Source organism: Bacillus sp. GW821-FHT01G09 (assembly GCF_059422205.1).
In genome coordinates this window covers 261,399-283,117 of record NZ_JBWKWL010000003.1, presented here as the reverse complement: position 1 = coordinate 283,117, position 21,719 = coordinate 261,399, and the positions used below count along the sequence as shown (strand labels likewise).

General features: G+C 45.6%; 18 protein-coding genes and 1 riboswitch. Of the genes, 16 read left to right on the top strand and 2 right to left on the bottom strand.

What is annotated here, in order from left to right; all coding sequences use genetic code 11:
- Window positions 1-76 precede the first annotated feature (76 nt).
- Both pheS and pheT read left to right on the top strand, forming a co-directional pair.
- Window positions 77-1,111, top strand: coding sequence for a phenylalanine--tRNA ligase subunit alpha (gene pheS, locus AC07VD_RS12095; protein WP_004398818.1), 1,035 nt, complete (start codon window positions 77-79; stop codon window positions 1,109-1,111).
- Window positions 1,112-1,126: 15 nt separating this feature from the next.
- Window positions 1,127-3,541 carry a phenylalanine--tRNA ligase subunit beta gene (gene pheT, locus AC07VD_RS12090; protein ID WP_217018069.1) on the top strand — a complete coding sequence of 805 codons (2,415 nt, stop codon included), beginning with the start codon at window positions 1,127-1,129 and terminating at the stop codon, window positions 3,539-3,541.
- A 192-nt stretch (window positions 3,542-3,733) separates the two neighbouring features.
- Here pheT and rnhC read toward each other — a convergent pair whose 3' ends face one another.
- Entirely contained in the window at window positions 3,734-4,675 is a 942-nt protein-coding gene (gene rnhC, locus AC07VD_RS12085) for a ribonuclease HIII (RefSeq protein ID WP_003245949.1), read from the bottom strand.
- 133 nt (window positions 4,676-4,808) lie between these two features.
- Here rnhC and zapA point away from each other — a divergent pair, with 133 nt between their 5' ends.
- The 14 genes from zapA to AC07VD_RS12015 all read left to right on the top strand — a co-directional run bounded on the left by zapA (window position 4,809) and on the right by AC07VD_RS12015 (window position 21,188).
- The gene (zapA, locus tag AC07VD_RS12080; protein WP_003229534.1) at window positions 4,809-5,066 is read left to right on the top strand and encodes a cell division protein ZapA; all 258 of its coding nucleotides are present in this window, start codon (window positions 4,809-4,811) and stop codon (window positions 5,064-5,066) included.
- Between the two features lie 6 nt (window positions 5,067-5,072).
- On the top strand, window positions 5,073-5,606 hold the full coding sequence (locus AC07VD_RS12075) for a CvpA family protein (protein WP_003229537.1): 534 nt from the start codon (window positions 5,073-5,075) through the stop codon (window positions 5,604-5,606).
- Window positions 5,607-5,679: 73 nt separating this feature from the next.
- Window positions 5,680-7,392, top strand: a complete 1,713-nt coding sequence (polX, locus tag AC07VD_RS12070) for a DNA polymerase/3'-5' exonuclease PolX (RefSeq protein WP_003229538.1) — start codon at window positions 5,680-5,682, stop codon at window positions 7,390-7,392.
- Between the two features lie 20 nt (window positions 7,393-7,412).
- Complete coding sequence (locus AC07VD_RS12065) at window positions 7,413-9,770, top strand: endonuclease MutS2 (protein WP_003229541.1); 2,358 nt, start codon at window positions 7,413-7,415, stop codon at window positions 9,768-9,770.
- A 14-nt stretch (window positions 9,771-9,784) separates the two neighbouring features.
- On the top strand, window positions 9,785-10,189 hold the full coding sequence (locus tag AC07VD_RS12060; RefSeq protein WP_003237674.1) for a DUF350 domain-containing protein: 405 nt from the start codon (window positions 9,785-9,787) through the stop codon (window positions 10,187-10,189).
- A gap of 189 nt (window positions 10,190-10,378) precedes the next feature.
- Complete coding sequence (lcfA, locus tag AC07VD_RS12055) at window positions 10,379-12,061, top strand: AMP-binding protein (RefSeq protein WP_217003023.1); 1,683 nt, start codon at window positions 10,379-10,381, stop codon at window positions 12,059-12,061.
- A gap of 104 nt (window positions 12,062-12,165) precedes the next feature.
- Window positions 12,166-12,750, top strand: coding sequence for a fatty acid metabolism transcriptional regulator FadR (gene fadR, locus AC07VD_RS12050; RefSeq protein ID WP_217018075.1), 585 nt, complete (start codon window positions 12,166-12,168; stop codon window positions 12,748-12,750).
- A gap of 14 nt (window positions 12,751-12,764) precedes the next feature.
- Window positions 12,765-13,541 carry an enoyl-CoA hydratase gene (locus tag AC07VD_RS12045; RefSeq protein WP_217018077.1) on the top strand — a complete coding sequence of 259 codons (777 nt, stop codon included), beginning with the start codon at window positions 12,765-12,767 and terminating at the stop codon, window positions 13,539-13,541.
- Window positions 13,542-13,555: 14 nt separating this feature from the next.
- Window positions 13,556-14,329 (top strand): electron transfer flavoprotein subunit beta, encoded by a 774-nt coding sequence (gene etfB / locus AC07VD_RS12040; protein ID WP_129092649.1) that lies wholly within the window; start codon window positions 13,556-13,558, stop codon window positions 14,327-14,329.
- A 35-nt stretch (window positions 14,330-14,364) separates the two neighbouring features.
- On the top strand, window positions 14,365-15,342 hold the full coding sequence (gene etfA / locus AC07VD_RS12035; RefSeq protein WP_130572663.1) for an electron transfer flavoprotein subunit alpha: 978 nt from the start codon (window positions 14,365-14,367) through the stop codon (window positions 15,340-15,342).
- 217 nt (window positions 15,343-15,559) lie between these two features.
- Window positions 15,560-17,047: an alpha-L-arabinofuranosidase AbfB gene (gene abfB, locus AC07VD_RS12030; RefSeq protein ID WP_217018082.1), complete on the top strand. Its 1,488-nt coding sequence runs from the start codon at window positions 15,560-15,562 to the stop codon at window positions 17,045-17,047.
- 322 nt (window positions 17,048-17,369) lie between these two features.
- Window positions 17,370-17,684 carry a thioredoxin gene (trxA, locus tag AC07VD_RS12025; protein ID WP_003222500.1) on the top strand — a complete coding sequence of 105 codons (315 nt, stop codon included), beginning with the start codon at window positions 17,370-17,372 and terminating at the stop codon, window positions 17,682-17,684.
- A 135-nt stretch (window positions 17,685-17,819) separates the two neighbouring features.
- Window positions 17,820-19,592: an excinuclease ABC subunit UvrC gene (uvrC, locus tag AC07VD_RS12020; RefSeq protein ID WP_017696677.1), complete on the top strand. Its 1,773-nt coding sequence runs from the start codon at window positions 17,820-17,822 to the stop codon at window positions 19,590-19,592.
- Window positions 19,593-19,656: 64 nt separating this feature from the next.
- Window positions 19,657-19,836, top strand: a riboswitch (Lysine riboswitch).
- 125 nt (window positions 19,837-19,961) lie between these two features.
- Complete coding sequence (locus AC07VD_RS12015) at window positions 19,962-21,188, top strand: aspartate kinase (protein WP_041338048.1); 1,227 nt, start codon at window positions 19,962-19,964, stop codon at window positions 21,186-21,188.
- A gap of 43 nt (window positions 21,189-21,231) precedes the next feature.
- Here the strand turns inward: AC07VD_RS12015 and AC07VD_RS12010 are convergent, their stop codons facing one another.
- Window positions 21,232-21,678, bottom strand: a complete 447-nt coding sequence (locus tag AC07VD_RS12010) for a YslB family protein (RefSeq protein WP_003222508.1) — start codon at window positions 21,676-21,678, stop codon at window positions 21,232-21,234.
- Between the last annotated feature and the right edge of the window lie 41 nt (window positions 21,679-21,719).

Here is a 21,719-nt window from a genome sequence, read left to right as displayed (position 1 = left end):
CCCTTGTACAAGGGACGGGTTTTTTTTATTTTCCAAAGACATATGACGGTTTGTTTACATAAAAGGAGGATGCAAAATGGAAGAAAAGCTAAAACAGCTGGAACAAGAAGCTTTAGAACAAGTAGAAGCGGCAAGCTCATTGAAGGTTGTCAATGATATTCGGGTGCAATATCTCGGAAAAAAAGGGCCGATTACAGAAGTGCTGCGCGGAATGGGCAAGCTTTCTGCTGAGGAACGTCCAAAAATGGGGGCGCTCGCGAACGAAGTAAGGGAGCGTATTGCCAATGCGATTGCTGACAAAAACGAGAAGCTTGAAGAAGAGGAAATGAAACAGAAGCTTGCAGGACAGACAATTGACGTCACGCTGCCGGGGAACCCTGTTGCAGTCGGCGGCCGCCATCCGCTCACTGTTGTCATTGAAGAAATTGAAGATTTATTTATCGGTATGGGCTACACAGTCGAGGAAGGGCCAGAGGTTGAAACGGATTACTACAACTTCGAATCGCTCAATCTTCCGAAAGAACACCCTGCGCGCGATATGCAGGACAGCTTTTACATCACCGAGGAAACTTTGATGAGAACGCAAACTTCTCCTGTCCAAACACGGACGATGGAAAAGCATGAAGGCAAAGGTCCCGTTAAAATCATTTGCCCGGGTAAAGTATATCGCCGTGATAACGATGATGCGACGCACTCTCACCAATTTATGCAAATTGAAGGGCTTGTCGTTGACAAAAACATCAGCATGAGTGATTTAAAAGGAACGCTTGAACTCGTTGCGAAAAAAATGTTCGGGCAAGACCGTGAAATCAGACTCCGCCCAAGCTTCTTCCCGTTTACTGAGCCTTCAGTAGAAGTGGATGTGACATGCTTTAAATGTGGTGGAAACGGCTGCTCAGTATGTAAAGGAACAGGCTGGATTGAAATCCTCGGTGCCGGAATGGTTCACCCGAACGTGCTTAAAATGGCTGGCTTTGATCCGAAGGAATATCAGGGCTTCGCATTCGGAATGGGTGTTGAGCGCATCGCGATGCTGAAATACGGCATTGATGATATCCGCCACTTCTATACAAACGATGTCAGATTTATTTCGCAGTTTAAACAGGCGTAAGAGGAGGATGCAAGGATGTTTGTTTCTTATAAATGGTTAGAGGATTATGTTGATTTAAAAGGCATGGACCCGGCTGTTCTTGCTGAAAAAATTACAAGAGCCGGTATTGAGGTTGAAGGAATTGAATACAAAGGAGAAGGCATCAAAGGCATTGTCATCGGCCATGTGCTGGAGCGCGAGCAGCACCCGAATGCTGATAAGCTGAATAAGTGCCTTGTGGATATCGGAGCTGAAGCCCCTGTACAAATCATTTGCGGCGCGCCGAATGTGGATAAGGGACAAAAAGTCGCAGTTGCAACAGTCGGAGCGGTGCTGCCGGGCAATTTCAAAATCAAAAAAGCCAAGCTTCGCGGTGAAGAATCAAATGGCATGATCTGTTCCTTACAGGAGCTTGGTATCGAAAGCAAACTTGTGGCGAAGGAGTATGCAGAAGGCATTTTCGTATTCCCTAATGACGCTGAAACAGGAAGCGATGCCTTAGCGGCTTTACAGCTTGACGATGCGATTCTTGAGCTGGGTTTAACGCCAAACCGCGCGGATGCCATGAACATGCTTGGTGTTGCTTACGAGGTTGCCGCGATTTTAGACACTGAGGTAAAGCTTCCGCAAACGGATTACCCGGCTGCTTCAGAACAAGCGTCTGATTACATTTCAGTCAAAATTGAAGATCAAGAAGCGAACCCGCTGTACACTGCAAAAATCATTAAAAATGTCACGATTGCTCCGTCACCGCTTTGGATGCAGACAAAGCTGATGAATGCAGGCATTCGTCCGCACAACAACGTCGTTGACATCACAAATTTTGTCCTGTTGGAATACGGACAGCCGCTTCATGCGTTTGATTATGACAGATTTGGCTCTAAGGAAGTCGTAGTAAGAAAAGCAGCTGAGAATGAAATGATCGTCACTCTTGATGATCAAGAACGTAAGCTGTCCGCCGATCACCTTGTCATTACAAACGGAATGAAAGCGCAGGCCGTTGCGGGTGTCATGGGAGGAGCAGAGTCAGAGGTTCAGGAAGATACGAAAACGATTTTGCTTGAGGCTGCGTATTTCAACGGGCAGACGGTTCGCAAGGCTTCCAAAGACCTTGGTTTGAGAAGTGAATCAAGCGTAAGATTTGAAAAAGGAATTGATCCGGCGCGCGTACGTCTTGCAGCAGAACGGGCTGCGCAGCTGATCCATCTGTATGCCGGCGGTGAGGTGCTTGCTGGAACAGTTGAGGAAGATCACCTGACAATCGAAGCAAATAACATTCACGTATCTGCTGACAAAGTGAGCAGCGTTCTAGGCCTGACGATCAGTAAAGAAGAACTGATCAGCATTTATAAACGTCTCGGTTTTACGGTCGGTGAAGCGGATGAACTTCTCGTTGTGACTGTCCCATCACGCCGCGGCGACATTACAATAGAAGAGGATTTAATTGAAGAAGCGGCAAGACTGTACGGCTACGATAACATTCCGTCTACGCTTCCTGAGACAGCGGGAACTACAGGCGGATTAACGCCATATCAGGCAAAACGCCGTAAAGTCAGACGCTTCCTTGAAGGCGCAGGCTTATCACAAGCCATCACTTACTCACTGACAAACGAGAAGAAAGCGGCAGCGTTTGCGATTGAAAAATCACTGAATACTGTGCTTGCGCTTCCAATGAGTGAAGAAAGAAGCATTCTCAGACACAGTCTTGTTCCGAATCTGCTTGATTCTGTTTCTTACAACCTTGCGAGGCAGACTGACTCAGTTGCACTGTACGAAGTTGGCTCCGTTTTCCTGACGAAGGAAGAGGACACAAAACCTGTTGAAACAGAACGCGTAGCAGGAGCTGTTACCGGATTATGGCGCAAGCAGCTATGGCAGGGTGAAAAGAAACCAGTTGATTTCTTTGTTGTCAAAGGAATTGTGGAAGGGCTGTTAGACAAACTCAACGTCCTAGACAGCATTGAATTTGTACAGTCTGAACGCAAACAGCTGCATCCGGGCAGAACAGCGAACATTTTATTGAATGGTTCTCTGATCGGCTTCATCGGCCAAGTCCACCCTTCATTGGAAAAAGAACTGGATATAAAGGAAACATACGTATTTGAGCTCGATCTTCATGCGTTGCTCGCAGCAGAAACAGCACCGCTTGTTTACACGGCGATTCCAAAATATCCGTCTGTGACACGTGATATCGCTCTTGTAACAGATAAAACCGTTACGAGCGGCCAGCTCGAGAGCGTCATCAAAGAGGCTGGCGGCAAGCTTCTGAAAGAGGTAACCGTCTTTGACGTATACGAAGGCGAACATATGGAGGAAGGCAAGAAGTCAGTCGCTTTCTCACTCCAGTATGTCAATCCTGAACAAACACTGACTGAAGAAGAAGTGACAAAGGCGCACAGCAAAGTGCTGAAAGCGTTGGAAGACACATATCAAGCTGTTTTAAGAGGCTGATAAAAAAGCTTGCAGAGAAATGCAAGCTCAGCGTGTCGGCAAACCCCCGCATTCGTTGTCAGGTCTGCGCGTTGGTGCTCACGCATTAGAACATTCGCTGTGCTCCAATGCTCGCCTTTCCTACGACTTCAAGGGTTTTCAATCACGCTGAAAAGATGAAAAAAGCTTGCAGAGAAATCTGCAAGCTTTTTTCTATGAACGTTTTTTATCAGCAAGGCGCTGCGCTTTTTGCGTATTGGCGAAATGGAGTTTTGTAAAGGTTCTGAGTGCAGATGCCCCTTTTTTGAGGATTAGCTTGGCGGCCGCTTCATCGACGTGCGGACCGGCGCCTTTTGGAAGCGTCATTCCTGCCGCGCGTGATAGTTTATCCATTTCCATTAAAAACGAATATCTTGCAATGATTGAAGCAGCGGCGACAGCCAGGTGAATGCCTTCAGCTTTTGTGCTAAAATAGGTCCGCTCCTTCACAATGTCTCTGCCCTTTAAATGATTGAAGTAGACGCCTGGCTCAGCGAATTGGTCAATCAAAATGGCTTCAGGCTTTACTCCATCCAATTTTCTTAATAAATGGGTGATCGCCTGATTGTGCAGCAAAGCTTTCATTTTCCCTTGGCTCATGCCTTTTTCCTGCATGCTGTTATACTTTTCATTTTTTAAAACCAGCAGGCTATATGGAATGGTTTTGATCAGGTTTCGGGCAATCTCGATGATTTGCGGATCTTTTAAATCTTTAGAATCCTTAACACCGAGTTCCTTCATTAAAGGAAGCATGGTTTTGTCGACGTATGCACATACAACCGTCATTGGGCCAAAGTAATCTCCGGTTCCGACTTCGTCAGAACCGATAACAGACATTCCGGCGATATCTGCCGGAGGGGCATAGCGGGGATCAGCCGGCTTTTTGGCCGTTTTCTTCTTTTCCTGAGGCTCTGCTGTTCCCCAGCGCGCGGATTCTGCCGCTGCGTTTTTGCCTTGAAACAAGACCTTGCCGGATTGATATGCTGTAATGGTACAGCCGGGCGGTTTCGCCTGAAAAACGGCTCCCTGCGGAACAGAGGCTGTAAGCGAACCGCTGTATGTCATTTTCATTTGGTCAATAGCAGACAACGATACTTTTATCACTGAATGGGACACGTAATAATCTCCTTTTTTTACACTTTTCGCTGTATATACCAGTGTATCATAACAGCGGGAGGCTCGTCTTTCCATTCATTTAATAAACGTGTTATGATAAGAACTAGGATTCTCGCGGAATGGAGGAGAAACGTTGTCTGACGGCAAAAAAACAAAAACAACCGTTGACATTTACGGCCAGCACTTCACGATTGTCGGTGAAGAAAGCAGAGCCCATATGAGGTATGTCGCCGGAATTGTTGATGATAAAATGAGAGAAATCAATGAAAAAAATCCATACCTTGATATAAATAAACTTGCAGTGCTGACAGCGGTAAATGTGGTGCACGATTATGTCAAATTACAAGAGAAATGTGAAAAACTGGAGCGTCAGCTTAAAGAAAAGGATTGAACAACTATGCTAGATATCATCATCTTAATCTTGCTCCTGATGGGGACTTTACTGGGGTTAAAACGCGGTTTTATCCTGCAGTTTATCCGCTTGACGAGCTTTATTTTATCAATTGCCTTTGCGGCTTTATTCTATAAAAACGTGGCACCGCATTTACATTGGATTCCCGCACCCGATTTTTCAGCGGGACAGCCGGCTCTTTCTTTTTTTACGGGGAATTTGGAAGCAGCGTACTATAATGCGATTGCGTTTATCGTTTTATTTATCATTGCTAAAATCTTACTGAGAATCATCGGCTCGTTCCTGAGTATTGTAGCCGGCATTCCGGTGATTAAACAAATCAACCAGATGCTGGGAGCCGTTCTCGGTTTTCTAGAAGTCTATTTATTTACATTTGTGCTGCTGTATGTCGCATCCGTTCTGCCGGTAGACGCGTTGCAGCAAATGATGGGGCAATCGTCTCTCGCAAATGTGATCATTAACCATACACCGTACTTGTCAGGGCTTTTACAAGAGCTGTGGACACAGTACGGGGCATAAAAAAACTTCTCTTGTCCGGAGAAGTTTTTTTCAAGTATGATGGAAACATATGTGAACGTCTGGGGGTTATGATATGCATAAAAAAGATATTATCCGGCTGCTTGAAACCATTGCAGTCTATATGGAACTCAAAGGGGACAACCCGTTTAAAGTATCCGCCTTCCGAAAAGCGGCGGCAGCTCTGGAACAGGACGACCGAAGCTTATCAGAAATGGACGATATGATGTCGCTGTCCGGCATTGGAAAAGGAACGTACAGCGTCATTAAAGAGTATATAGATGAAGGAAAGTCAAGCACGCTCGAATCGCTTCAGAAAGAAGTGCCGGAAGGACTCGTGCCTTTATTGAAGCTGCCGGGGCTCGGCGGCAAAAAAATCGCAAAGCTGTATAAAGAGCTCGGCGTACACGATGCAGAATCTCTGAAGGAAGCCTGTGAGCAGCAAAAGGTCCAGGGTCTTGCGGGCTTCGGCAAAAAATCGGAAGAAAAAATATTACAGGCGCTCGGGGAAGCCGGAAAACAGCCTGAACGGTTCCCGATCGGCTACGCCCTCCGGATCGCGCGGGAAATTGAGGAGCATCTTTCTCAATTTACGCATATCATCAAATTTTCTCGTGCCGGAAGTCTCCGCAGAGCGCGGGAAACGGTGAAGGATCTGGATTATATCATTGCTACAGATCATCCGGCTGAAGTAAGAGAGCAGCTTCTTGAGCTGCCAAACATCAAAAGCGTGATCGCAAGCGGAGATACGAAGGTGTCCGTCATCCTTTCCTTTGAATATGAAACAAGCGTCGATTTCCGTCTTGTGACGGAAGAGCAGTTTCCGACAACACTCCATCATTTTACGGGATCAAAGGATCACAATATTAAGATGCGCCAAATCGCCAAAGAACGCGGCGAGCGGATCAGTGAATACGGCGTTGAGACAGTTGAAACCGGAGAGATCAAAACATTTCCGAGTGAACGTGAATTTTATGCGCACTTCGGCCTGCCGCTGATTCCGCCGGAAATTCGTGAAAGCGGACAGGAAGTGGAAACCTACAGCGACAGCATTGAACTGATAGAGCTCGGGCAAATCAAAGGTGATCTCCACATGCACTCAACGTGGAGCGATGGCGCATTTTCGATCAGAGAGATGGCTGAAGCCTGCATCAAAAAAGGCTATCAATACATGGCGATCACCGATCACTCACAATATTTAAAGGTCGCCAACGGGCTTACTGCAGAAAGACTTAAGCAGCAGGCAAAAGAAATTGACGCGCTGAATGCAGAGTTTGAAAACTTCCGTATTTTGAAAGGCGTTGAGATGGATATCCTGCCTGACGGTACGCTCGATTATGATGACGATGTGCTTGCGGAAATGGATATCGTTATTGCATCGATTCATTCCAGTTTTAATCAGCCGGAACACGTGATTATGAAACGGCTTGAGACGGCACTGACAAACAAGCATGTTGACATTATCGCACACCCGACCGGGCGCCTTATCGGCAGACGGGCCGGTTACGAAATCGATATTGATCAGCTGATTGAGCTTGCGAGGAAAACAAATACGGCGCTTGAACTCAATGCCAACCCTGCGCGCCTTGATCTGCGCACAGAGCATTTAATGAAAGCAAACGAACAAGGGGTTACATTGGTGATTAATACTGATGCCCATAATATTGAGATGTTAGACGATATGAAAACTGGCGTTACTGCCGCGCGCAAAGGATGGACGGAAACGAAAAACGTTCTGAATGCCCGGTCGCTTAAAGACGTAGAGGCATTTCTGAAGCGCAACGATTAAGTAAGGAGGCTCACACAATCGTGCAGCAAAAAGTATTATCAGCTCTTGAATTTCATAAAGTGAAAGAACAGGTTATTGGGCATGCCGCTTCATCGCTCGGAAAAGAAATGCTTCTCGAGCTTAAGCCTTCTGCTTCTATAGACGAAATCAAAAAACAGCTGGATGAAGTAGACGAAGCTTCTGACATTATCCGGCTGAGAGGCCAAGCGCCATTTGGCGGCCTTGTAGATATCAGAGGAGCGTTAAGACGGGCGGAAATCGGCAGCGTTCTCAGTCCTTCTGAATTCACTGAAATCTCAGGCCTGCTTTATGCAGTTAAACAAATGAAACATTTTATCACGCAAATGGCTGAAGACGGTGTCGACATTCCGCTGATCCATCAGCATGCTGAACAGCTTATCACGCTGTCCGATTTAGAGCGGGACATTAATTCCTGCATTGATGATCACGGAGAAGTGCTTGATCATGCATCGGAAACATTAAGAGGAATCCGCACACAGCTCAGAACACTCGAATCAAGAGTCAGAGACCGGTTAGAGTCGATGCTGCGTTCCTCTTCCGCATCGAAAATGCTGTCTGATACGATTGTTACGATTCGGAATGACCGCTTTGTGATCCCGGTCAAACAGGAGTACAGATCCAGCTATGGAGGAATTGTGCACGACACCTCATCCTCTGGTGCGACACTATTCATTGAACCGCAGGCGATTGTAGATATGAACAATTCCCTTCAACAGGCGAAAGTGAAAGAAAAGCAAGAAATTGAACGGATTTTGCGTGTGCTGACAGAGAAAACGGCAGAGTATACAGAGGAGCTATTTCTAGATTTGCAAGTGCTGCAGACGCTTGACTTTATTTTTGCAAAAGCTAGATATGCAAAAGCGGTTAAAGCAACAAAACCGATTATGAACGACACCGGCTTTATCCGTTTGAAAAAAGCCCGCCATCCATTGCTTCCGCCTGACCAGGTTGTTGCCAATGACATCGAGCTTGGCCGCGATTTTTCAACCATTGTCATCACAGGGCCAAACACCGGGGGGAAAACAGTCACCCTTAAAACGTTAGGCCTGCTAACCTTAATGGCGCAATCAGGTCTTCATATCCCGGCAGATGAAGGGTCAGAAGCGGCAGTATTTGAGCACGTATTCGCTGATATCGGTGATGAACAGTCGATTGAGCAAAGTTTAAGTACGTTCTCATCCCATATGGTGAACATTGTCGGCATTTTAGAACAGGTCAATGAAAACAGCCTTGTGCTTTTCGATGAACTTGGTGCAGGGACAGACCCGCAGGAGGGGGCGGCCCTCGCCATGAGCATCTTGGATGACGTGCATCGCACCAATGCACGAGTGTTAGCTACGACGCATTATCCGGAATTGAAGGCGTACGGCTATAACAGAGAAGGCGTCATGAATGCCAGCGTTGAATTTGACATCGAAACGCTGTCACCGACCTATAAACTTTTAATTGGTGTGCCGGGTCGAAGCAATGCTTTCGAAATTTCAAAACGCCTCGGGCTTCCGGACCATATCATCGGGCAGGCGAAGTCAGAAATGACGGCCGAGCATAACGAAGTCGATACGATGATTGCGTCGCTGGAACAAAGCAAAAAACGTGCGGAAGAAGAGCTTTCTGAGACAGAATCAATCAGAAAAGAAGCGGAAAAACTGCATAAAGAGCTGCAGCAGCAAATCATCGAGCTTAACAGCAAAAAAGACAAAATGCTTGAAGAGGCAGAACAGCAGGCTGCTGAAAAAGTAAAAGCGGCAATGAAAGAAGCCGAGGACATTATTCATGAATTGCGCACCATAAAAGAAGAACACAAATCCTTCAAGGATCACGAGCTGATTAACGCGAAGAAACGGTTAGAAGGCGCTATGCCTGCTTTTGAAAAGTCCAAGAAACCGGAAAAGCCGAAAACGCAAAAACGCGACTTTAAGCCTGGCGACGAGGTGAAAGTCCTCACTTTCGGGCAAAAAGGAACATTGCTCGAAAAAACAGGCGGCAATGAATGGAACGTTCAAATCGGTATTTTAAAGATGAAAGTAAAAGAAAAAGATCTGGAGTTTATCAAATCAGCTCCGGAGCCAAAAAAAGAAAAAATGATTACAGCGGTCAAGGGAAAGGACTATCACGTATCGCTTGAACTTGATCTTCGCGGCGAACGCTATGAAAATGCCCTCAGCCGGGTTGAAAAATACTTGGATGATGCGGTGTTAGCCGGATATCCAAGAGTGTCAATCATCCACGGAAAAGGAACCGGCGCTTTAAGAAAAGGCGTACAGGATCTTCTGAAAAACCACCGCAGCGTCAAAAGTTCCCGTTTCGGTGAAGCAGGTGAGGGAGGATCAGGCGTTACGGTAGTTGAACTAAAATAAAAGGGAGTATGGCCATGAGTGATTTTTGGGAAAACGAGCTTGTGGAAATCGCGGCATATTACAGTGTCGCGGTTCTCTGCCTCGTCCTCTTTTTGACTGTGTTTGAGCTGGTGACGGCTTATAAAAACTGGGAAGAGATTCAAAAAGGAAATCTTGCGGTGGCAATGGCAACCGGCGGAAAAATTTTGGGGATCGCAAACGTATTTCAGCATTCCATCTCCCAGCATAATTCGCTGCTGCAAATGATCGGCTGGGGCGTTTACGGGTTTGTTATGCTTCTGATCAGCTACTTTATTTTTGAGTTTTTGACTCCGCGGTTTAAAATTGATCAGGAAATCGAGAATGATAACCGGGCTGTCGGCTTTATTTCATTTGTCATTTCTGTCGGGCTTTCTTTTGTGGTGGCAGCCGGAATATAAGGGGACGGAGAATAAATGGAAAAGCTTGCAAAAGTACTGCTCGCCGCGGCGGGAATCTTTTTGTTAATTGGTCTTATATATCTGTTCATATTATGAGAAAAAGAAAGATTTACCTTTCTTTTTCTTTTTTTTGCCGTCCATCTGCTATAATGATAAGGTGGAACTCTAAAATCGAAAGGGGGAGGTTTTATGCAGTCTCAAAAGCCGTGGCTTGCCGAGTATCCCAACGATATCCCGCATGAGCTCCCGTTGCCGAATAAAACCCTGCAATCCATCCTGACAGACTCCGCCGCACGATTCCCTGATAAAACCGCAATATCGTTTTATGGAAAAAAACTCACCTTTCATGACATTCTGACGGATGCTCTTAAACTTGCAGCTTTTTTGCAGTGCAATGGCCTGCAAAAAGGAGACAGAGTGGCTGTTATGCTGCCCAATTGCCCGCAAACAGTGATTTCTTATTATGGCGTCTTGTTTGCCGGTGGCATCGTGGTGCAGACGAATCCGCTTTATACCGAGCATGAGCTTGAATACCAGCTTAGAGATGCTCAGGTAAGTGTAATCATCACCTTAGATTTGCTTTTTCCGAAGGCAATAAAAATGAAAACGTTATCAATAGTCGACCAGATTTTGATAACCAGCGTAAAAGACTATTTGCCTTTTCCGAAGAATATTCTTTACCCGCTGACGCAAAAACAAAAAGTGCATATCGACTTTGACAAAACAGCTAACATTCACACGTTCGCTTCCAGTATGAAGCAGGAAAAAACTGAACTCCTGACAATCCCGAAGATCGATCCTGAGCATGATATCGCTGTCCTCCAGTATACCGGAGGAACAACCGGAGCTCCAAAAGGGGTCATGCTCACGCACCAAAATATTTTGGCAAATACTGAAATGTGCGCCGCTTGGATGTATGACGTGAAAGAAGGCGCTGAAAAAGTGCTGGGCATCGTCCCGTTTTTTCATGTCTACGGACTGACGGCAGTCATGAACTATTCGATTAAACTAGGCTTCGAAATGATTCTTCTTCCTAAGTTTGATCCGCTCGAAACACTTAAAATCATCGACAAACACAAACCGACGCTCTTTCCTGGCGCACCGACAATTTACATTGGCCTTTTGCATCACCCCGAATTGCAGCATTATGATCTGTCATCCATTAAAAGCTGTCTTAGCGGATCAGCCGCGCTCCCCGTGGAGGTAAAGCAGAAATTTGAAAAGGTGACTGGCGGAAAGCTTGTGGAAGGCTATGGTTTGTCTGAGGCATCCCCAGTGACGCACGCCAATTTTATCTGGGGAAAAAACAAGCCGGGCAGTATCGGCTGTCCTTGGCCGAGTACGGACGCCGCGATCTATTCTGAAGAGACGGGTGAGCTTGCCGCTCCGTATGAGCATGGAGAAATCATTGTAAAAGGTCCGCAAGTCATGAAAGGATACTGGAATAAACCAGAGGAAACCGCCGCTGTGCTGAGAGATGGCTGGCTGTTCACCGGGGACATGGGCTATATGGATGAAGAAGGCTTCTTCTATATTGCTGACAGGAAGAAGGATATCATCATTGCCGGCGGTTACAATATTTACCCGCGTGAGGTAGAAGAAGCGCTTTATGAACATGAAGCCATCCAGGAAATTGTTGTCGCAGGCGTTCCCGATTCCTACAGGGGAGAAACAGTAAAAGCATTTGTCGTATTAAAGAAAGGCGCAAAAGCCGATGCAGAAGAACTAGACACTTTTGCGAGATCACGTCTAGCTCCCTATAAGGTGCCCAAAGCCTATGAGTTCAGAAAAGAGCTGCCGAAAACGGCGGTGGGAAAAATTTTAAGAAGGCGTTTACTTGAAGAAGAAACCGAAAATCATCATATCAAATAAAAAAAGAGAACGCCTATGAATAAACTTGACAAACCTGAAAATCCTTCTTATCATGAAATTATGAATGAATAGTCATTCATTTCTATAGGAAGGAACGATGAACATTGAAGCAAAAACGGCCAAAGTATATGCAGATTATTGATGCAGCAGTAGAAGTCATTGCAGAAAACGGCTACCACCAGTCACAGGTATCCAAAATTGCCAAACAAGCCGGAGTAGCGGACGGCACCATCTATCTCTATTTTAAAAACAAAGAAGATATTTTAATTTCTCTATTCAAAGAAAAAATGGGTCAATTTATTGAGCGGATGGAAGAGGACATTAAAGAAAAAGCAACAGCGAAAGAGAAATTGGCGCTTGTGATTTCAAAGCATTTTTCCCTTTTAGCGGGTGACCATAATCTCGCGATTGTCACGCAGCTTGAGCTCCGCCAATCCAACTTGGAGCTGCGCCAAAAAATCAACGAAATATTAAAAGGCTACTTAAATATTTTGGATGGCATTTTGACGGAAGGTATACAATCAGGCGAATTAAAAGAAGGCCTCGACGTCCGCCTCGCCCGGCAGATGATTTTTGGAACGATTGACGAAACCGTGACAACTTGGGTGATGAATGACCAAAAGTACGATCTCGCTGCGCTTTCAGACAGCGCTTTAGAATTATTGGTGTCCGGAATTCATAATAAGTAAAGGAGTTCTGTCCTATGAATGCAATATCACTGGCAGTTGATCAATTTGTGGCAGTTTTGACGATTCACAATCCGCCGGCAAATGCGCTTTCCAGCCGGATATTAGAAGAGCTGTCTTCCTGTCTTGATCAATGTGAGACAGATGCAGGCGTACGAAGCATTATCATTCACGGCGAGGGGAGATTTTTCTCAGCCGGCGCTGATATTAAAGAATTTACATCGCTTAAAGGCAATGAGGATTCCTCATTGCTCGCTGAGCGCGGCCAGCAGTTAATGGAGAGAATCGAAAGCTTTCCAAAACCGATTATCGCAGCGATTCACGGCGCTGCTCTCGGAGGCGGGCTGGAGCTTGCGATGGCCTGTCATATCAGAATCGCAGCAGAAGATGCTAAGCTGGGGCTCCCGGAGCTTAATCTCGGTATCATTCCGGGTTTTGCGGGGACACAGCGCCTTCCGAGATATGTCGGCACAGCCAAAGCATTAGAGCTCATCGGATCAGGAGAACCAATATCCGGAAAAGAAGCGCTTGATCTCGGACTTGTCTCAATTGGAGCAAAAGATGAGGAAGAAGTGCTTGAAAAAGCAAAAGCACTTGCCGCTAAGTTTGCAGAGAAAAGCCCGCAAACGCTGGCATCTTTGCTTGAGCTTCTTTATTCCAACAAGGTGTATTCCTATGAAGGCAGCCTAAAGCTTGAAGCAAAGCGATTTGGGGAAGCATTTGAGTCAGAGGACGCCAAGGAAGGCATCCAGGCATTTCTCGAAAAAAGAAAGCCTCAGTTCAAAGGCGAATAAAAGGGGATATGATCATGAATCTATTTGTACTGATGAAACGGACGTTTGACACAGAAGAAAAAATCGTCATTGAAACAGGAAAGATTCAGGATGACGGAGCGGAATGGATCATTAATCCATATGATGAGTACGCGATAGAAGAAGCCATCCAGCTGAAGGAAAAGCATGGCGGCACGATCACCGCTGTCACGGCCGGCGGTGAAGAAGCGGAGAAAGAATTGCGTACGGCGCTTGCCATGGGTTGTGACCAAGCTGTTTTAATCAACATAGAAGATGATCTCGAAGAACCCGACCAATATTCCATTTCTCAAGTTTTATACCACTATATGAAGGATCAGGAGTTTGATTTGATTCTCGGCGGAAATGTTGCCATTGACGGAGGATCAGGACAAGTGGCGCCTCGGCTTGCCGAGCTACTGGACATTCCGTGTATCACTACGATCACCAAACTCGAAATCAACGGCACTGATGCAGAAGCAGAAAGGGACGTCGAAGGGGATGTTGAAAAAATCAAAACGACGCTCCCATTGCTTGTCACAGCTCAGCAGGGCTTAAACGAGCCGCGCTATCCATCGCTTCCGGGAATTATGAAGGCTAAGAAAAAGCCGCTTGAAGAGCTTGAACTTGATGATCTTGACCTGGACGAAGAGGATGCTGAACCAAAGCTGAAAACCATTGAGCGTTTTCTGCCGCCGAAAAAAGAAGCCGGGAAGCTTCTCCAAGGTGAGCCTGACGAACAGGCAAAAGAGCTTGTTTCATTGCTCCGCAGCGAAGCTAAAGTCATTTAAAGCTTGGACATTCAAAGAAACAGGGGGATGTTAGAATGGGAAAAAAAGTGATCGTGCTTGGAGAAATACGCGATGGGGAATTGCGGAATGTCACCTTTGAAGCAATAGCTGCAGGAAGAACCATTTCAGGAGACGGGGAAGTCATCGGTGTTCTCATCGGTGAAAATGTACAAAGCATTGCACAAGAGCTTATTCATTACGGAGCAGATAAAGTTCTTACCGCTGAGGACCCGAAGCTGAAAACATACACGGCAGACGGGTACAGCCAGGTCATGAGAGGTGTTATCGAGCAAGAAAATCCTGATTCAGTCATATTCGGGCATACGGCAATGGGCAAGGATCTTTCACCGAAGCTTGCTGCCCGTCTGCAAACAGGCTTAATTTCTGATGCTATAGATGTAAGCGTTACCGGAGGGAATGTTGTGTTCACACGCCCGATTTACTCGGGGAAAGCTTTTGAACGCGTCATTTCAACCGATCCGATGATCTTTGCAACAATTCGCCCCAATAACATTCAAGCTTCAGAAAAAGACATCAGCAGATCGGGAAGCATCGAAAGCATGAATGTCTCTCTTACTGACCTTCGCACCGTGATTCAAGAGGTCGTGAAAAAAACGGCGGACGGTGTTGATCTCTCCGAAGCGAAAATTATCGTTGCGGGCGGCCGAGGAGTCAAAAGCAAGGAAGGATTTCAGCCGCTGCAGGCGCTTGCAGAGGTGCTAGGGGCCGCGGTCGGGGCTTCTCGCGGGGCATGTGACGCTGATTATTGCGATTACGCGCTCCAAATCGGGCAGACCGGGAAAGTCGTCACTCCGGATTTGTACATTGCATGCGGCATTTCCGGCGCCATCCAGCATTTGGCCGGCATGTCAAACAGCAAGGTGATCGTCGCCATCAATAAAGACCCCGAAGCCGATATCTTTAAAATAGCGGATTACGGCATCGTCGGTGATTTATTTGAAGTTGTCCCGTTATTAACTGAGGAATTCAAACAATTGAATATACACTCATAAAGGAAATCCCGGACTTTAAAAGTTCGGGATTTTTTCATATTTATAAATACATACGTACAAATATAAAAACAATAGAAAATGTCGTTGACATGTACGAACATATATAATATGGTTACTTTAAAAGCGCTTACATTCATACTGACTCCTCAGGCAAAAGACAGATCACATATTTGACTGTGGTGCTTTTCATATCCGTATGAAAGGAATGATCAGAGGCATGTCTGAACATCAAGCAGTGATTCAAACAGATATCGTAAAAGGAACCATTAACAAAAATATATACGGTCATTTTGCTGAGCATTTAGGAAGAGGGATTTATGAGGGGATCTGGGTTGGAACGGACTCAGACATCCCCAATATCAACGGGATACGAAAGGACGTGCTGGAGGCGCTCAAACAGCTGCACATTCCTGTCCTCAGGTGGCCGGGCGGGTGTTTTGCGGACGAATACCATTGGGCAAACGGTGTCGGTGACCGTAAGACAATGCTGAACACTCACTGGGGCGGTACAATTGAATCAAATGAATTCGGAACGCATGAATTTATGATGCTTTGCGAGCTGCTTGAATGCGAGCCATATATTTGCGGCAATGTCGGAAACGGAACCGTTCAGGAAATGGCGGAGTGGATTGAGTATATGACATTTGAAGAAGGCACGCCGATGTCAGACTGGAGAAAACAAAATGGAAGAGAAGAGCCTTGGAATCTGAAATATTTCGGCGTGGGTAATGAAAACTGGGGCTGTGGCGGCAACATGCATCCCGAATACTACGCAGATCTGTACCGGCGTTTTCAGACTTATGTCCGCAATTACAGCGGGAATGAAATTTATAAAATTGCAGGCGGCGCAAATGTGGATGATTTTAATTGGACGGACGTGCTTATGAAAAAAGCCGCTGGCCTGATGGACGGGTTGAGTCTTCATTATTACACGATTCCGGGGGATTTCTGGAAGGGCAAAGGATCAGCCACAGAATTCACGGAAGATGAATGGTTTATTACGATGAAAAAAGCCAAATACATCGGTGAATTGATTCAAAAACACGGCACGATTATGGACCGGTACGATCCGGAGCAGCGGGTCGGGCTGATTATTGATGAATGGGGCACGTGGTTTGATCCCGAGCCAGGCACGAATCCCGGTTTCTTATATCAGCAAAACACCATTCGTGATGCACTGGTGGCGGCTTCTCATTTCCACATTTTCCATCAGCATTGCCGCCGGGTGCAAATGGCCAACATCGCCCAAACAGTAAACGTTCTACAAGCGATGATTTTGACTGAGGGCAAGCGGATGCTTTTGACACCGACGTACCATGTATTCAATATGTTTAAGGTGCACCAGGACGCTTCTCTTTTAGCAACAGAGACAATGTCTGCCGACTATGAATGGAAGGGTGAAACGCTTCCGCAAATCAGCATTTCAGCGTCGAAACAAGCTGAAGGTGATATCAATATCACTATTTGCAACATCGATCACCAAAACAAAGCGGAGGCGGAAATCGAGCTGAGAGGCCTACTCAAGGCAGCGGACCATTCCGGAGTCATTCTTACGGCAGAAAAAATGAATGCGCATAACACGTTTGACGATCCTCATCATGTCAAACCGGAATCCTTCAGACAATACACGCTCAGCAAAAACAAACTGAAAGTAAAACTCCCGCCAATGTCAGTCGTCTTACTTACGCTGCGTGCTGATTCTTAATCGCGCAAGAGCGCCGGAGCTTCATGCCGGCGCTCTTTTTCAGGTTTTAAAACAGCTCCGGCAGGGCATGGTAAAGTACATGACAGTGAAGAGGAGATGTGATCTTATGCTTCGTACCATTTTAATGATTATTGGGGCAATTGTAGTGATCGGGGCCATTATCAGATTTGTGTTTTAAAAAAAGAGCATATCCCATTCAACCATATAAAAATGAGTAAACCGGCTGTGATCAGGAAAAAATAATTTGTAAGCATTAAAATAGCGTGAACGAATGGGAGATGCTATACTAAAAATCATCATTTCACATTGGAGGAATTCAATAATGGCTATCGTAAAAGCAACTGATCAATCTTTCTCAGCTGAAACAAGCGAAGGCGTCGTACTGGCAGACTTCTGGGCTCCTTGGTGCGGACCTTGTAAAATGATTGCACCTGTTCTTGAAGAATTGGATCAAGAAATGGGAGACAAACTGAAAATCGTAAAAATCGATGTAGACGAAAACCAAGAAACTGCCGGAAAATACGGCGTTATGAGCATCCCGACTCTTCTTGTGTTAAAAGACGGCGAAGTAGTTGAAACTTCAGTCGGCTTCAAACCAAAAGAAGCGCTTCAAGAGCTTGTAAACAAACATCTTTAATTTTCCGCTGCTTACATGCCAGAGCGATTCCGATTGAGGGATCGCTTTTTTTATTCGCCAATTGTGAACCATAGAGAAAAACAAACGTTCGTGTTAAACTGGATATAAAGGATTAAACATAAGGAAGGGTAACATATGAACAAACAACTGAAAGAAAAACTCGCCCTCCTTCCCGATCAACCGGGTTGTTATCTCATGAAGGACCGGCAGCAGACTGTGATCTACGTAGGGAAAGCAAAAGTGCTGAAAAACAGAGTGCGCTCCTACTTCACCGGTTCTCACGACGCGAAAACCCAAAGGCTTGTGACGGAAATCGAGGATTTTGAATATATCGTGACGTCCTCCAATCTTGAAGCGCTTATTTTAGAAATGAATCTGATCAAAAAGCATGATCCGAAATACAACGTCATGCTCAAAGACGACAAAACCTATCCTTTCATAAAACTCACCCATGAACGCCACCCAAGGCTGATTGTCACCCGCAATGTCAAAAAAGACAAAGGGCGCTATTTCGGGCCTTATCCGAATGTACAGGCAGCAAGGGAAACAAAAAAACTGCTCGACCGTCTGTATCCTCTCAGAAAATGCTCCAAGCTCCCGGACAGAGTGTGCCTTTATTATCATCTGGGCCAATGTCTTGCTCCGTGCGTAAAGGATATTTCCGAAGAGACGAACAGAGAGCTGGTTGAAAGCATTACACGTTTCTTAAGGGGCGGCTATAATGAGGTCAAAAAAGAGCTTGAAGAGAAAATGCATGAAGCTGCTGAGAATCTTGAGTTTGAACGAGCTAAAGAGCTTCGTGACCAAATTGCCCATATTGAATCAACGATGGAAAAACAAAAAATGACGATGAACGATCTAGTCGACCGTGATGTATTCGCGTACGCGTACGATAAGGGCTGGATGTGCGTGCAGGTCTTTTTCATCCGCCAAGGGAAGCTCATTGAACGCGATGTCAGCATGTTCCCGCTTTATCAGGAAGCAGATGAAGAGTTCCTCACGTTCATCGGGCAGTTTTATTCAAAAAACAACCACTTCCTTCCGAAAGAGATTTTAGTTCCGGACAGCGTAGATCAATCCATGATCGAGCAGCTGCTGGAAACAAACGTTCACCAGCCGAAAAAAGGCCCGAAAAAAGAACTGCTCATGCTGGCCCATAAAAATGCGAAAATCGCATTGAAAGAAAAATTCTCTTTAATCGAACGGGACGAGGAGCGTTCAATCGGGGCTGTGCAGAAACTAGGTGAGGCATTAAATATTTATACGCCGCACAGAATTGAAGCGTTTGATAACTCAAACATACAGGGGACAAACCCGGTTTCCGCGATGATTGTGTTTATCGACGGCAAACCATACAAAAAGGAATACCGCAAATATAAAATCAAAACCGTTACAGGGCCGGATGATTACGGTTCTATGAGAGAGGTTGTCAGAAGACGCTATACGAGAGTGCTTCGTGAGAATCTGCCGCTGCCCGATCTGATCATCATTGACGGAGGAAAAGGGCAGATCAACGCAGCAAGGGATGTCATTGAAAATGAACTCGGCTTGGATATCCCGATCGCCGGTTTAGCGAAAGATGAAAAACACAGAACCTCAAATTTACTGATCGGTGATCCGCTGGAGGTGGTGTATCTGGAACGAAACAGCCAGGAATTTTACCTCCTGCAGCGCATTCAGGACGAGGTGCACCGTTTTGCAATCAGTTTTCACAGGCAAATCCGCGGAAAAAGCGCGTTTCAATCCGTTTTGGACGACATCCCGGGTATCGGAGAGAAAAGAAAGAAAATGCTGTTAAAGCATTTCGGTTCCGTTAAAAAAATGAAGGAAGCAAGCCTTGAGGACATCAAAAAAGCCGGTGTTCCCACAGCGGCGGCTCAGCTCCTTTACGACAAATTGCAAAAATAATGTTGTCCTTTTAAATAAGATCTGATAAAATGTGAACTAATTTCATAGTTAGATCGTGTTATATGGTGAAGATAGAGGTGCGAACTTCAAGAGTATGCCTTTGGAGAAAGATGGATTCTGTGAAAAAGGCTGAAAGGGGAGCGTCGCCGAAGCAAATAAAACCCCATCGGTATTATTTGCTGGCCGTGCATTGAATAAATGTAAGGCTGTCAAGAAATCATTTTCTTGGAGGGCTATCTCGTTGTTCATAATCATTTATGATGATTAATTGATAAGCAATGAGAGTATTCCTCTCATTGCTTTTTTTATTGTGGACAAAGCGCTCTTTCTCCTCACCCGCACGAACCAAAATGTAAAGGGTGGTAATACATGGGTCTTATTGTACAAAAATTCGGAGGCACTTCCGTCGGCTCAGTCGAAAAAATTCAAAATGCGGCAAACCGCGCAATTGCAGAAAAACAGAAAGGCCATCAAGTCGTTGTCGTCGTTTCAGCAATGGGAAAATCCACTGACGAATTGGTCAGCCTTGCAAAAGCTATTTCTGACCAGCCGAGCAAACGTGAAATGGATATGCTGCTGGCGACAGGCGAGCAGGTCACGATTTCACTCCTTTCAATGGCATTGCAGGAAAAAGGCTATGACGCTGTGTCTTATACTGGCTGGCAGGCGGGAATCCGTACGGAGGCCATTCACGGAAACGCCAGAATTACAGATATCGACACTTCGGTTTTAGCAGACCAGCTTGAAAAAGGAAAAATTGTCATTGTTGCAGGCTTCCAAGGCATGACAGAGGATTGTGAAATTACGACATTGGGCCGGGGCGGTTCAGATACAACAGCAGTTGCTTTGGCTGCCGCTTTAAAAGCTGATAAATGTGACATATACACAGACGTGCCAGGTGTGTTTACAACCGATCCGCGCTATGTGAAATCAGCGAGAAAACTTGCGGGCATCTCATACGATGAAATGCTTGAGCTTGCCAATTTAGGCGCCGGCGTTCTTCATCCGAGAGCAGTTGAGTTCGCGAAAAATCACCAAGTGCCGTTAGAAGTGCGTTCAAGTACAGAAACCGAAGCGGGAACATTAATTGAGGAGGAATCATCCATGGAACAGAATTTAATTGTCAGAGGCATTGCATTTGAAGATCAAATCACAAGAGTAACCATTTACGGGCTGACTAGCGGTCTGACAACTTTGTCTACTATTTTTACGACACTTGCCAAAAGAAACATAAACGTGGATATCATTATCCAAACGCAGGCCGAGGACAAGACTGGAATTTCCTTCTCTGTCAAAACAGAAGATGCAGACCAAACCGTTGCGGTGCTTGAAGAGTATAAAGACGCGCTGGAATTTGAGAAAATCGAGACAGAAAGCAAATTGGCTAAAGTATCCATTGTTGGATCCGGCATGGTCTCAAATCCCGGTGTAGCGGCTGAAATGTTTGCTGTACTGGCGCAAAAAAACATTTTAATCAAAATGGTCAGCACATCTGAAATCAAAGTGTCAACAGTCGTAAGCGAAAATGACATGGTGAAAGCAGTCGAGTCGCTTCACGATGCATTTGAGCTTTCAAAACACCCTTCAGCTGTGTAATGACAATCAAAAAGGCGGGACTATGCAGTCACCGCCTTTTTGATTACACTGGGTCTTTCATATCCCATTTCACAGTCAGAACCACTTTATCGGCTCTCTTTTTCACTTGTTCATATGATTCGGCAATCTGATCATTCATCAATTGAATTTGTTCAGCGATAAAACCAGCCTCCAGCTGAAAGCAAGGTTCTTTCTGATGTTTAAGCCGGTTGGAAATAATCGGCCCTTCAAGTTCAAATTCAAGCTCCTGTTTTTTAGCGCTTACGTTGGTGAGGGTTCCCCAGCCCGCTTCTTCAAAGAAGGCCGGAAATTCCTCCCATGATTCAAGAGGAAACTTACGGGCGAGATGTTTTCCTGCCCAATACATCATGGAAGAGTAATCTTGGCCAAGCATATCTGGGAGAACGATCTCTCGTATTAGTTCGTAGGCATAGGCGTTCATTTCAATTTCTTTTAGGTTGTCAATAGATGCTTCAAATTTAGACTTCATATCTGTCTCCCCTCTCTCCTGCGTATATTATAGCTCAAACA